General features: G+C 69.4%; 10 protein-coding genes. 9 read left to right on the plus strand and 1 reads right to left on the minus strand.

The genetic code is table 11. The annotated features are described in order from the left end of the window. Position 1 precedes the first annotated feature (1 nt). The 8 genes from rplO to MNOD_RS09345 all read left to right on the plus strand — a co-directional run bounded on the left by rplO (position 2) and on the right by MNOD_RS09345 (position 7,171). The gene (gene rplO, locus MNOD_RS09310) at positions 2 to 490 is read left to right on the plus strand and encodes a 50S ribosomal protein L15 (protein WP_015928605.1); all 489 of its coding nucleotides are present in this window, start codon (positions 2 to 4) and stop codon (positions 488 to 490) included. Between the two features lie 109 nt (positions 491 to 599). Next, complete coding sequence (gene secY / locus MNOD_RS09315; RefSeq protein WP_015928606.1) at positions 600 to 1,937, plus strand: preprotein translocase subunit SecY; 1,338 nt, start codon at positions 600 to 602, stop codon at positions 1,935 to 1,937. A gap of 187 nt (positions 1,938 to 2,124) precedes the next feature. Next, entirely contained in the window at positions 2,125 to 2,724 is a 600-nt protein-coding gene (locus MNOD_RS09320; protein ID WP_015928607.1) for an adenylate kinase, read from the plus strand. A 218-nt stretch (positions 2,725 to 2,942) separates the two neighbouring features. Further along, complete coding sequence (gene rpsM, locus MNOD_RS09325; protein WP_015928608.1) at positions 2,943 to 3,311, plus strand: 30S ribosomal protein S13; 369 nt, start codon at positions 2,943 to 2,945, stop codon at positions 3,309 to 3,311. Positions 3,312 to 3,435: 124 nt separating this feature from the next. Next, entirely contained in the window at positions 3,436 to 3,825 is a 390-nt protein-coding gene (rpsK, locus tag MNOD_RS09330; RefSeq protein WP_015928609.1) for a 30S ribosomal protein S11, read from the plus strand. A gap of 356 nt (positions 3,826 to 4,181) precedes the next feature. Next, positions 4,182 to 5,201, plus strand: a complete 1,020-nt coding sequence (locus MNOD_RS09335; RefSeq protein WP_015928610.1) for a DNA-directed RNA polymerase subunit alpha — start codon at positions 4,182 to 4,184, stop codon at positions 5,199 to 5,201. A 117-nt stretch (positions 5,202 to 5,318) separates the two neighbouring features. Then, positions 5,319 to 5,741, plus strand: a complete 423-nt coding sequence (gene rplQ, locus MNOD_RS09340; RefSeq protein WP_015928611.1) for a 50S ribosomal protein L17 — start codon at positions 5,319 to 5,321, stop codon at positions 5,739 to 5,741. Between the two features lie 146 nt (positions 5,742 to 5,887). Further along, positions 5,888 to 7,171 (plus strand): aspartate aminotransferase type Ic, encoded by a 1,284-nt coding sequence (locus MNOD_RS09345; protein WP_015928612.1) that lies wholly within the window; start codon positions 5,888 to 5,890, stop codon positions 7,169 to 7,171. Between the two features lie 317 nt (positions 7,172 to 7,488). Here MNOD_RS09345 and MNOD_RS09350 read toward each other — a convergent pair whose 3' ends face one another. Continuing rightward, positions 7,489 to 8,592 carry a branched-chain amino acid ABC transporter substrate-binding protein gene (locus MNOD_RS09350; protein ID WP_043748392.1) on the minus strand — a complete coding sequence of 368 codons (1,104 nt, stop codon included), beginning with the start codon at positions 8,590 to 8,592 and terminating at the stop codon, positions 7,489 to 7,491. Between the two features lie 219 nt (positions 8,593 to 8,811). On the opposite strand from MNOD_RS09350, the gene MNOD_RS09355 reads away from it, so the two are divergent. Beyond that, complete coding sequence (locus MNOD_RS09355) at positions 8,812 to 11,862, plus strand: esterase-like activity of phytase family protein (protein WP_015928614.1); 3,051 nt, start codon at positions 8,812 to 8,814, stop codon at positions 11,860 to 11,862. Positions 11,863 to 11,908: the final 46 nt, after the last annotated feature.

The raw sequence follows: 11,908 nt of genomic DNA on the forward strand, positions 1-11,908 counted from the left end.
CATGAAGCTGAACGAAATTCGCGACAACGAAGGCGCGACCAAGAACCGGATGCGCGTCGGGCGCGGCATCGGCTCGGGCAAGGGCAAGACCGCGGGCCGCGGCGTGAAGGGCCAGAAGGCCCGCACCGGCGTGGCGATCAAGGGCTTCGAGGGCGGTCAGATGCCGCTCCACCGGCGCCTGCCGAAGCGCGGCTTCACCAATCCGGGGGCGACCGACCTCAACGAGGTCAATATCGGCCGCATCCAGCAGGCGGTCGATGCCGGCAAGCTCGATCCCTCTGCTCCGGTGACGGTCGAGGCGCTGCTCGCCGCGGGCATCGTCTCGCGGGTGCGCGACGGCGTGAAGATCCTGGGCGTCGGCGAGCTCAGCGCGAAGCTGACCTTCCAGGTCGCCCGCGCGTCGAAGTCCGCGGTCGCCGCGATCGAGAAGGCCGGCGGGTCGGTGACCCAGTCGCTCGCCGCGACCGACGGCGCGGTTGCGTCGGCGTAAGGCAGACCTTAAGTCGATCGAGATCGGCGGCGGCCCGTGCGACCAGCGCGAGGCCGCCGTCCTGTTTCTGAGCGCGATTCATCGCTGCCGTTCCCTCAAGGACCCTGTCATGGCCTCTGCAGCCGAGCAGCTCGCCGCCAACCTGAACTTCGGCGCCATCGCCAAGGCGGAGGAGCTCAAGAAGCGCATCTGGTTCACCCTCGGCGCCCTCATCGTCTACCGGCTCGGGACCTACATCCCGCTGCCGGGCATCGACCCCGACGCGCTCCGGCAGAGCTTCGCCAATGCGCAGGGCGGCGTGCTCGGGCTGTTCAACATGTTCTCGGGCGGGGCGGTCGAGCGCATGGCGATCTTCGCGCTCAACATCATGCCCTACATCTCGGCCTCGATCATCGTGCAACTCCTGACCTCGGTGCTGCCCTCCCTCGAGGCGCTGAAGAAGGAGGGCGAGTCGGGCCGCAAGGTGCTCAACCAGTACACCCGCTACCTCACGGTTGTGCTCGCCGTCTTCCAGGCCTGGGGCATCGCGGTCGGCCTGCAGAGTTCCGGCGGCATCGTTCAGGAGCCCGGGCCGTTCTTCGCCATCTCCACGGTGATCACGCTCACGGGCGGCACCCTGTTCCTGATGTGGATCGGCGAGCAGATCACCTCGCGGGGCATCGGCAACGGTTCCTCGCTGATCATCTTCGCGGGCATCGTTGCGCATCTGCCCTCCGCCATTGCGGGCACGCTCGAACTCGGCCGTCAGGGCGCGCTCTCGACCGCCGTGATCCTCGGCGTCGCCGTCATGGCCGCGGCGGTGGTCTACTTCATCGTGTTCATGGAACGCGCGCAGCGCCGTCTCCTGATCAACTACCCGAAGCGCCAGGTCGGCAACCGCATGTATGAGGGCCAGACCTCGTTCATGCCGCTCAAGCTCAACACGCCGGGCGTGATCCCGCCGATCTTCGCCTCCTCGCTGCTGCTGCTGCCCGCCACGGCGGCGAGCTTCCAGACCGATCCGAACGGCACCGGCATCGTCGCCACGCTGGCGACCTATCTGGGCCATGGCCGGCCGCTCTACATGATCCTGTATGCGGCGCTGATCATCTTCTTCGCCTTCTTCTACACGGCGGTGGTGTTCAACCCGCAGGAGACGGCCGAGAACCTCAAGAAGCATGGCGGCTTCATCCCGGGGATCCGGCCCGGCGAGCGCACCGCGGAATACATCGACAAGGTGCTGAGCCGCATCACCGTGATCGGCGCCGCCTACCTCACCCTGATCTGTCTGATCCCGGAGATCCTGGTCTCCTACGCCTCGCTGCCCTTCTACTTCGGCGGAACCTCGCTCCTGATCGTGGTCTCGGTCACGATGGATACGGTTGCTCAAGTTCACGGCCATCTTCTGGCGCACCAGTACGAGGGCCTGGTGAAGAAGGCGAAGCTCCGCGGGGCCCGGCGTCGTTAGTCCATCGTCGAGGGCCGGGTGGCTTTCCTGATCCGGCCCTCTTGATCATCATTGTCCGGGATGCGACTCGCCATGGTGTGCTTGCGCGGCTTGGAGCATGGTCGGATGGTTCGGCCCGCCGCGGCGTTCTAGAACAACGGCCCCGGGGCGGCGCCAGCGCCCGCGGGGCGCAAGGGAGAAACAGGTTATGCGGATCATTCTCCTCGGCCCGCCGGGCGCCGGGAAGGGCACGCAGTCGGCACGGATCGTCGAGCAGTTCGGGATCCCCCAGCTCTCGACCGGCGACATGCTGCGGGCCGCCGTCGCGGCGCGCACGCCCGTCGGCCTCCAGGCCAAGAGCATCATGGAGAGCGGCGGGCTGGTTCCGGACGAGGTGGTGGTCGGCATCGTGGCGGACCGCATCGACGAGGCGGATGCCCGCAAGGGCTTCATCCTCGACGGCTTTCCGCGCACCGTCGCGCAGGCGAAGGCCCTCGATGCGATGCTTGCGGCCAAGGGCCTCAGCCTCGACGCCGTGATCGAGTTCAGGGTGGACGAGGAGGCCCTCCTCGGGCGCATTGCCAAGCGGGCCGCCGAGACCCTCGCCCGCGGCGAGGCGGTGCGCAAGGATGATACGCCGGAGGTGTTCAAGACCCGGCTCGACGCCTATCGCAGCCAGACCGCGCCGGTCTCGGACTACTACGCGCAGACCGGTCTCCTGCGGCCGATCGACGGCATGGCCCCGATCGACGACGTCAGCCGTGCGGTCGAGGTGCTGCTGCGCGGCCTGCAGCCGGTTTCGGCATGACGGGGCGGCGGGCGGACCGGTTGACAAGCCGGTGCGTCCGCGCTAGGCCGCCCTCCTTCGTTCAGACATGGACGGCCCGGCGTGCCTCCTGGGAGGCCGCGCGGGCCGATTTGCCGTCGGGACGGCGCGCAGGGGCCGGGCTCCACCGGACGCGCGCGACAACCAAACGAGATCGTCCGTGAGGGCTGTCCGCCCCGGACGCAATGGAGAGCTTACCCGTGGCCCGTATCGCAGGCGTCAACATCCCGACCAACAAGCGCGTCGTCATCGCGCTCCAGTACATCCACGGCATCGGCCCCAAGAAGGCCGAGGAGATCACCGAGAAGGTGGGGATCCCGGCCGAGCGCCGCGTGAACCAGCTCACGGACGCCGAGGTGCTGCAGATCCGCGAGGCCATCGACCGCGACTACATCGTGGAAGGCGACCTGCGCCGCGAGGTCGCGATGAACATCAAGCGCCTGATGGATCTCGGCTGCTACCGTGGCCTGCGCCACCGCCGCAACCTGCCGGTGCGCGGCCAGCGCACGCACACCAACGCCCGCACCCGCAAGGGCAAGGCGAAGCCGATCGCCGGCAAGAAGAAGTGATCCGCCGCGGGGGAGGGGCCCTGAGGTTCCGCTCCCGCATGTTCGGCGGCGCCTTACCGCCGCTTGTCCGATACCGTCCCGAGCGCCTGGCACCACGGGCGCGCCTGAAGGATCGAAAGAGAATATGGCCAAGGAAGCTACCCGCGTCCGCCGTCGCGAACGCAAGAACATCGTCTCCGGCGTCGCGCATGTGAACGCCTCGTTCAACAACACGATGATCACCATCACGGATGCGCAGGGGAACACGATCTCCTGGTCGTCCGCGGGCGCGATGGGCTTCAAGGGTTCGCGCAAGTCGACCCCCTATGCCGCCCAGGTCGCGGCGGAAGATGCGGGCCGCAAGGCGGCCGAGCACGGCATGCGCACCCTGGAGGTTGAGGTTTCCGGCCCCGGCTCGGGCCGCGAATCGGCTCTCCGCGCGCTGCAGGCTGCGGGCTTCACGGTGACGTCGATCCGCGACGTGACGCCGATCCCGCACAATGGCTGCCGGCCGCGCAAGCGCCGCCGCGTCTGATCCGGCGCGCCGCATCCCACGCGCCATGGCGGCGTCGGTCGGGATCAGGAGCAGGAACGGTTCGCCCGGCGTCCTCCGCGAGGACGCTGGGCTTCTCTGTTGATACCAACGGGCATTTTCTTGTGACCGTTGGTTCCGCTCTCGCATAGCCGCCAAGCCTTTGGCTTGATGTCGACAATGCGAGATGGGTCAACGGCCCGCTGCGTCAGCAGCCCGGGCCGTTGGGATGAGAGCGCGGAAGCGTCTGAGCGCGGCGTCCTGACCGCATCCGCTTCCCTTTGGGATTGGGACTGTCAGGACGATTCGCGGGCTGGCCGGGCGCGGGCGGGTCCGACAGGTCGACGAGAGGTGTGATCGTGGTGATTCAGAAGAACTGGCAAGAGCTGATCAAGCCGAACAAGCTCGAAGTCGCCCCGGGGCACGACCCCAAGCGCATCGCGACCGTGGTGGCCGAGCCGCTTGAGCGCGGCTTCGGCACGACCCTCGGCAACGCGCTGCGCCGCGTGCTGCTGTCCTCGCTCCAGGGCGCGGCCGTGACCTCGGTCCATATCGACGGCGTGCTGCACGAATTCTCGTCGATCCCCGGCGTGCGCGAGGACGTCACCGACATCGTCCTCAACATCAAGACCATCGCGATCCGGTCGAGCAGCGACACGCCCAAGCGCATGACGCTGCGCAAGACCGGGCCGGGCCTCGTCACGGCGGGCGACATCAGCACGATCGGCGACATCCAGATCCTCAACCCCGATCTCGTGCTCTGCACGCTCGACGAAGGGGCGGAGATCCGCATGGAGTTCACGGTCGCCACCGGCAAGGGCTACGTCCCGGCCGACCGCAACCGGCCCGAGGACGCGCCGATCGGCCTCATCCCGGTCGACGCCCTGTTCTCGCCCGTCACCAAGGTGTCCTACCGCATCGAGAACACCCGCGAGGGCCAGGATCTCGACAAGGACAAGCTGACCATGACGGTCGAGACCAACGGCGCGGTCTCGCCGGAGGATGCGCTCGCCTACGCGGCCCGCATCATCCAGGATCAGCTCCAGATCTTCGTGAACTTCGAGGAGCCCCGCAAGGAGGAGGCCGCACCGCTTGCGCCGCAGCTCCCCTTCAACCCGGCGCTGCTCAAGAAGGTGGACGAACTCGAACTGTCGGTCCGCTCGGCGAACTGCCTGAAGAACGACAACATCGTCTATATCGGCGACCTCATCCAGAAGACGGAAGCCGAGATGCTGCGCACGCCGAATTTCGGCCGCAAGTCGCTCAACGAGATCAAGGAGGTGCTCGCCGCCATGGGCCTGCACCTCGGCATGGACGTTCCCGGCTGGCCGCCGGAGAACATCGAGGACCTCGCCAAGCGGTTCGAGGAGCACTACTGAGGCGGGCGCGGGGAGGGCAGCCCTCCCCCGGGGAGGCGCGTCCTCCCCGCCCGTCATCCCCATCAATCAACACCGGCCGGCCCGTGGCACGGCGGCCGAGAATCAAAGGAGACAGCCATGCGTCACGGCTTCCGGGGCCGCCGGTTCAACCGCACGGTCGAGCATCGCAAGGCGATGTTCGCCAACATGTCGGCCGCGCTGATCAAGCACGAGCAGATCATCACCACCCTGCCGAAGGCCAAGGACCTGCGTCCGGTGGTCGAGAAGCTGATCACGCTCGGCAAGCGGGGCGACCTGCATGCCCGCCGCCAGGCCATCGCGCAGATCCGCGACGAGGCCATGGTCAAGAAGCTGTTCGAGGTGCTGGGTCCGCGCTACCAGACCCGTCCGGGCGGCTATTGCCGCATCATGAAGGCCGGCTTCCGCTACGGCGACAACGCCCCGATGGCGGTGATCGAGTTCGTGGACCGCGACGTCAACGCCCGCGGCCAGGATTCCGGCCCGACCCAGGCGGCCGCCTCCCAGACCGAGGCCGCGTAAGGCACATCCGTTTTCGGCGACCGCGAAAGGCGGCCCTGCGGGCCGCCTTTTTTCGTGCGCGCGCCATGCGGTGATGCCATGGCGTCAAGCCTCTGGACCCGTCGAGCGCGGTGGGAGAGGGTGGGGCTGCCGATTCGAGCGAGCCCATGCGCCCATTGTCCGATCAGTCGCCCGAAACCCTCCGCGCCTCCCTCGCCGTCCTGCAGGAGCGCTACGCGGTGCTGAAGGGGCGGGGCCTCAAGCTCGACATGACGCGCGGCAAGCCGGCGCCCGAGCAACTCGACCTCTCCGAAGGGCTCCTCGCGCTTCCGGGCAACCGCGACCACTTCACCGAGGCGGGGGAGGACGCCCGCAACTACGGCGGCATCCAGGGGCTGGCCGAGGTGCGGCGCCTCTTCTCGGGCGTGCTCGGCGCTCCGCCCGAGCAGATCGCGGTCGGCAACAATTCGAGCCTGGCGCTCATGCACGACTGCCTCGTCTACGCCCTGCTGAAGGGGGTGCCGGGCGGCGCCGGTCCGTGGTCGCGCGAGGGCGAGATCCGTTTCCTCTGCCCGGTCCCCGGCTACGACCGCCACTTCGCCCTGTGCGAGACCTACGGGATCATCATGGAGAGGGTCCCGATGACGCCGGACGGCCCCGACATGGGCGCGGTCGAAGACCGCGTCCGGGACCCGCGCGTGAAGGGGATGTGGTGCGTCCCGCAATATTCCAACCCGGGCGGCGAAACCTACGCGGACGACACCGTCGAGCGCCTCGCCGGCATGCGGACCGGCGCGCCGGACTTCCGGCTGTTCTGGGACAATGCCTACGCGCTCCACCACCTCACGGAGCACCGGCCCGTCCTGCGCAACGTGCTGGAGGCGGCCGCAGCCGCTGGCCAGCCGGAGCGGCCCTTCGTCTTCGCCTCGACCTCCAAGGTGACGCTCGCGGGCGCCGGCCTCGCCTTCTTCGCCGCCTCTCCGGCGAACCTGCGCTGGTACCTCGCCAATGTGGGCAAGCGCAGCATCGGGCCGGACAAGCTCAACCAGCTGCGCCATGCCCGCTTCCTCGCCCAGGAGGGCGCGCTCGACCGGCTGATGGAGAGCCACCGCCGGCTGCTCGCGCCGAAGTTCAAGGCCGTCACCGACACGCTGGAGCGCCATCTCGCCGGCACGGGGGCGGCCCGCTGGACGATCCCGCAGGGCGGCTACTTCATCCTGCTGGAGGTGCCGGAGGGCTGCGCCAGCCGGGTGGTGGAGCTTGCGGCCGGCTGCGGCCTCGCGATGACGCCGGCGGGCGCCACCCATCCGTATGGCCGCGATCCGCAGGACCGCACGCTGCGGCTCGCCCCCTCCTATCCGAGCCTCGCCGAGGTAGAGGCGGCCGCGGAGGTTATCGCTCTCTGCACGCTGCTCGCCGCGACCGAGGCGCGGATCAGGCAGGCCCGGTAGGGCGGCCGCGGGGTTTCCTCCCGGCCGGTATCATTCGGTTTTCGGTTGATTTCTTCCGAGACGAGTCCGCGCGGGGAACCCCTCTCCCGTGCGGGAGAGGGGCAGGGGTGAGGGTCCAGGTGGGTCCGCTGAGACCCTGAACCGGGCCGCTGCCAGCACCACGCTCAGTGATTCTGGCGGCACGGTCCGGGACCCTCACCCCTACCCCTCTCCCGCTCGGGAGAGGGGATCCCGCGGTTCCCGCGCCCTCTTGTCTCCAAACGGATCAACCGGAAGCCGTATCAGTCGTCCGGCTGCTCGCTCATGATCGCGCGCCGTCAATTCGCGTAGGTGAAGGCTCCGTCGCGCCAGACGTAGAGCACGTAGCCGGGCGCCGTGACGTCGCCCTTCTGGTCGAAGCCGACATTGCCGAGCACGAGGTTGAACCGCTCCGCATGGAGCGTGGCCGCGATGGCCTTCGGATCGGTGGACTTGGCGAAGTTGCCGGCCTCGACCAGCGCCTGCATGGCCGCATAGCCATAGAGCACGAAGCCGCCGGGATCGATCCCGTCGGCCTGGAGCGCCTTCACGGCGGCGGCGGCCTCCGGCTTGCGGCGCAGGTCCGGATTGAAGGTCATGAGGACCCCGTTGCTGGCCGGGCCGGCGAGGGTGCCGAACTCCTTGGTGGCGATGCCGGAGGTGCCGAACCATTGCGGCCGGTAGCCCTGTTCGGCGGCGGTCCGCACCAGCTTGCCCATCTCCTGGTAGTGGCCGCCGTAATAGACCACCTCGATGCCGGAAGCCTGCAGGCGCTTGATCAGCGCAGCATCGTCCGTCTGGCCCGGCACGATGGCGGCGAACAGGGCCTCGTTCTGGCCGATCTTGTTGAGATTGGCCTTCGTCGAATCCGCGAGGCTGCGCGAGAGCGGCGTGTCGTCGTACAGGATCGCGATCTTCTTGTCGCGGAACCGCTCCGCCAGGATCGTGGCCGAGAGCCGCCCCTGGTCGTCCTCGCGCCCGGAGACCCGGAAGATGGTCGACAGCCCGCGGTCGGTCAGCCGCGCGGCATTGGAGGCCGGGCTGATCATCACCACGCCGTTCGCCGCATAGACGTCGGAGGCCGCGAGCGAGGCGCTGGAGCAGACATGGCCGACGACGAGGCGAACCCCCGTCCGGACGAATCGCTCCGCCACTTCGACGGCCTGCCCGGGCTCGCAGGCATCGTCCTCTATGTCGAGCACGATCGGCTCGCCCGCGAGGCCGCCGCGGCCGTTGGCGTCCTTCACCGCGGCCTGCACGCCCTGAAGCACCTGCTCGCCGATTCCCGCCACCGCCCCGGAGCGGGGCACGGCGACGCCGACCACCACCTCGGCGCAGGCGGGGGCGGCGCAGAACAGCCCGGCGATCACGAGCCACAGGGCCACGGCCCTGCTCCGCGTCATCCTGACCGCGCCCCTCTGCTCCACGTCATATCCTCCGCACCTCATGTGAACCGCGCCATAGCACGGCCGGCGGCCTCCTGTCCGCCGCGCCCTTGGGGCCGCTGCCCCCCGCAAGCGATCTGTCACATTGACGTAAGGGGCAGGCTTCAGAACGCGCATGCCACGACGAGGGGCGCGCAGGGGCGCGGCCCCGGACGTGGCCGACCGGGGAATTCGACAATGGCCGCCTCCGCCGCTCCCGACAGGCTCCGTGTTGCCACCTTCAATGCATCGCTCAACCGCGCGGCCGAGGGGCGGCTGATCACCGACCTCGGCACGCCCGACAACCCGCAGGCCCGCACGGTCGCGGAGATCATCCAGCGCAGCGCGCCGGACATCGTCCTGATCAACGAGTTCGACTACGACAACAGGGGTCCCAACGGCTCGTCCCTGGCGGCCGACCTCTTCCGCCGCAACTACCTGTCCGTCGGCCAGAACGGACAGGTGGGGATCGACTACCCCTACGTCTTCGTCGCGCCGTCCAACACCGGCCTCGCCTCGGGATTCGACCTCAACAACGACGGCCGCACGGTCTCGACCCCGGGCGGCCGGGGCTACGGTGACGATTCGTTCGGCTTCGGCGAGTTCCCGGGCCAGTACGGCATGGCGCTGTTCTCGCGCTATCCGATCGACGCCGCCTCCGCGCGCACGTTCCAGAATTTCCTCTGGAAGGACATGCCGGGCGCCCGCCTGCCCGACGATGCCGCGACGCCGGCGCCGCAGGATTTCTACTCGCCTGAGGAACTCGCCGTCTTCCGGCTGTCCTCGAAGAGCCACTGGGACGTGCCGGTCACTGTCGATGGCAAGACCATCCACATCCTCGCCGCCCATCCGACGCCCCCGACTTTCGACGGGCCCGAGGACCGGAACGGCCTGCGCAACGCCGACGAGATCCGCTTCCTGGCGGATTACGTCCAGCCCGGGCGCGGCGACTACATCGTGGACGACCGGGGCCGCCGCGGCGGGCTTAAGGCCGGCGAGCGCTTCGTGATCGTCGGCGACATGAACGCCGATCCGTTCGACGGCGACAGCGTCGGCCAGGCGGCGCGCCAGCTCCTCGACGCGCCGCTCGTCGACGCGAGCGTCACGCCCGCGAGCCTCGGCGGTCCCGAGCAGGCGGCCCTGCAGGGCGGCGCCAACAGCCGGCAGGCCGGCGATCCCCGCTTCGACACCGCCGATTTCGCCGATACGGCGCCGGGCAACCTGCGGGTGGACTACGTCCTTCCCTCTCTCAACGGTCTCGATCCGGTCGCCGGCCGCGTGTTCTGGCCGCGCAGCAGCGACCCGACCTTCCCCCTGGTCGGGACCTACACGCCGAGCCTGCCCGGCGGCTTCCCGAGCTCCGACCACCGGCTCGTCGCGATGGATCTGGCGGTCACCGATGATACCGAGCGCCGCCTCGGCCGCGTGAGCTTCCTCGGCCAGGCCACCTTCCCGACCGGCTTCCGGGCGGACGGAACGGAGCTCGGCGGTCTCTCAGGTCTCAGCTACGATCGCACCACCGATCAGTACTTCGCCGTCTCGGATGACCGCAGCCAGTTCGGTCCGGCGCGCTTCTACCGGCTCGGCATTGACCTGTCGGATGGGCGTCTGGACCAGGGCGACGTCACCTTGCGCGGCCAGACGGCCCTGCGGCAGGCGGATGGCGCCACCTTCCCGGCCCTGTCCCTCGATCCGGAGGGGATCGCGGTCACCGGCCGCGGTCTCTTCGTCTCCTCCGAGGGCGAGGCGGATGCGGCCTCCGGGCGCTTCACCGACCCCTTCGTGCGCCTGTTCGGCCTCGACGGGCGCGAGACCGCCGCGCTGCCGGTGGATGCGAAGTACCGCCCGAGCCCGACCGGCGCGACCGGGGTGCGCAACAATCTCGCCTTCGAGAGCCTGACGGTCACGCCGGACCAGGGAACGCTCTATACGGCGACCGAGAACGCGCTCGCCCAGGACGGGCCGGCCGCCACCCCCGCCAACGGCACCGCCTCGCGCATCCTGCGCTATGATCTCGCTTCGGGCCGCGCCACCGGCGAGTTCGTGTACCTCACGGACCCGGTGGCCCGGGCGGCCAACCCGGCGAGCGGCTTCAGCACCAACGGGCTCGTCGACCTGCTCGCGGTCGACAACGGCACCCACCTGCTCGCCCTCGAACGCTCCTTCTCGACCGGCATCGGCAACGGGATCAAGCTCTACAAGATCGATCTCGCCGGGGCGACGGATGTGTCTGGCATCGCCGCCCTGCCGGCCCGCGCGGTCAACGGGGCGATCCAGGTCGACGGCGTCACGCCGGTGCGCAAGGAGCTGCTGCTCGATCTCGACACCCTCGGCATCACCCTCGACAACGTCGAGGGGCTGACCTTCGGGCCGCGCCTCGCGGATAGCCGCCAGAGCCTGATCATGGTCTCGGACAACAACTTCGCCGCGTCCCAGGTGACGCAGGTGCTCGCCTTCGCGGTCGAGGTCGACGACCCGATCCCGCCCGCGGCCGCGGAGCGCCTCACGGGGACGGACGCTGCCGACACCCTGCGGGGCGGCTGGGGCGACGACGTGGTGTTCGGAGCGCTCGGCAACGACCTGCTCTTCGGGGAGAACGGGCGGGATTTCATCGGGGCGGGCGCCGGGGACGATTTCGCCTCGGGCGGCTTCGGCCGGGACGAGGTCCATGGCGAGGACGGCAACGACCTGCTGTTCGGCGACGACGACGATGACGGCGTCTACGGCGAGGCGGGCAACGACCGCGTCTATGGCGGCACCGGCAACGATTTCCTCACGGGCGATGCGGGGAACGACACGGTGTCGGGCGAGCAGGGGAACGACAAGGTCTTCGGCGGCATCGGGAACGACCTCCTGCTCGGCAACGAGGGCAACGACTTCCTCGGGGGCGGGGCCGGCAGCGACATGCTGTCGGGCGGGGCCGGAGACGACGGCCTCAACGGTGAGGACGGCGACGACGTGCTGTTCGGGAATGCCGGGAACGACGCGCTGGTCGGCGGTGCCGGGCGCGACATCTTCGCCTTCGGGCGCGGCGACGGCCGCGACGTGGTGCAGGATTTCGTCGCGGGCGGGCCGGAGGCCGACATCCTGTCCTTCAACGGCGGCGTGTTCACGCGCGTCGACCAGGTGTGGGCCGCGAGCGCGCAGGCCGGCTCCGCGGTGGTGATCACCCTCGGTGCGGAGACCTCGGTCACCATCCTGAACACCACCGTCGCGAGCCTGACGGAGGCCAATCTGCGCTTCGTCTGACAGCTCGGGCCGATCCCGTCGGCGGGGCGCCGGGTTGCGGCGCCCC

It is taken from the genome of Methylobacterium nodulans ORS 2060 (assembly GCF_000022085.1).
Classification (GTDB): Bacteria; Pseudomonadota; Alphaproteobacteria; order Rhizobiales; family Beijerinckiaceae; genus Methylobacterium; species Methylobacterium nodulans.

Coding starts and splice junctions, on each gene's coding strand:
- rpsK (WP_015928609.1), top strand. CDS start 3,436: ATGGCCAAGGAAGCTACCCGCGTCCGCCGTCGCGAACGCAAGAACATC.
- rplO (WP_015928605.1), top strand. CDS start 2: ATGAAGCTGAACGAAATTCGCGACAACGAAGGCGCGACCAAGAACCGG.
- rplQ (WP_015928611.1), top strand. CDS start 5,319: ATGCGTCACGGCTTCCGGGGCCGCCGGTTCAACCGCACGGTCGAGCAT.
- MNOD_RS09345 (WP_015928612.1), top strand. CDS start 5,888: ATGCGCCCATTGTCCGATCAGTCGCCCGAAACCCTCCGCGCCTCCCTC.
- MNOD_RS09320 (WP_015928607.1), top strand. CDS start 2,125: ATGCGGATCATTCTCCTCGGCCCGCCGGGCGCCGGGAAGGGCACGCAG.
- secY (WP_015928606.1), top strand. CDS start 600: ATGGCCTCTGCAGCCGAGCAGCTCGCCGCCAACCTGAACTTCGGCGCC.
- MNOD_RS09355 (WP_015928614.1), top strand. CDS start 8,812: ATGGCCGCCTCCGCCGCTCCCGACAGGCTCCGTGTTGCCACCTTCAAT.
- MNOD_RS09350 (WP_043748392.1), bottom strand. CDS start 8,592: ATGACGCGGAGCAGGGCCGTGGCCCTGTGGCTCGTGATCGCCGGGCTG.